Annotated in this window: 1 protein-coding gene; it reads left to right on the top strand. The window is 30.1% G+C overall.

Translation table 11 applies throughout. The annotated features are described in order from the left end of the window. Positions 1 to 361 precede the first annotated feature (361 nt). Entirely contained in the window at positions 362 to 736 is a 375-nt protein-coding gene (locus CD33_RS00140) for a hypothetical protein (protein WP_036196973.1), read from the top strand. Positions 737 to 921: the final 185 nt, after the last annotated feature.

Genomic DNA, 921 nt, shown 5'->3' with positions numbered 1-921 from the left:
CATTGTGTTACTATCCCTGCTCAAATACCTTAGACGAAAAACAAAATCCTATTCTCAATCTGAGAAAGAACAAAAATAACTCTTCACTATCATAACAGATATATGATGTAATAGCAATGTATGAATCGTAATTCTAATAAAAGTATTAAAACTGTTTTAATCTACTTTTGAAATTCCTCCTTTGTTCAACGATTTCGCCCTTTAATGGAAAACGAGCGCTGAATCTTATTACAGAAGGTGCTGCACCAAATTGCGCCCGATTGTTGAATACACAGCACAAATACTTAGAACCGTGTAACATTAAAATTTATGCCATATTCCATTATTTGGTTTATAATGATATTAAGGAGTTGTTGTTTAATTGAATGTTAAAGATATAAGTACATCCATTTTTGAAGATATTATTATTACTAATTTGACAGGTTTCATAACCCTTGCTGATGTAAACACCTGGTTTATTTCATTTGAGAGAACATGCTATTCATTTATTAAACAAGGAAAAAAGTATAAATTATTAGTTAATCGTAAAGGTTATACTCCAGAACATTTTTCTGTACAAAAATTGTGGAAAGACAATTTTTTCACTAATAATATATTAGAGAACACCATTGCAGTCGCTTTTTTATTAGAAGACGGGGATATTCTAATACACCTGGAACAGTCTAATACCAAAGACAATGTAATGTTCTCAAGTAACTATGACCAATTAATTAACTGGCTTACTAAATATAAATGAAGGATTTTATACTCCTAAGTTGCTGAAAGGTGCTTTTATTTTTTGCACTGATGGGTTCAAGTAAACAATATCACTTTTGGAGATGATAACTAAAAATACACTATTCCTTATACAAGAAGGAATCGCGCCCGATCGTTCAATAACAGTAAATATTTTTACTAGCTGTTTTTTCGATAAATTTATTG

Source organism: Ureibacillus sinduriensis BLB-1 = JCM 15800, from assembly GCF_000772955.1.
GTDB lineage: Bacteria > Bacillota > Bacilli > Bacillales_A > Planococcaceae > Ureibacillus > Ureibacillus sinduriensis.
The sequence above is the reverse complement of the archived record's forward strand: the minus strand, read 5'-3'. Positions and strand labels throughout refer to the sequence as shown.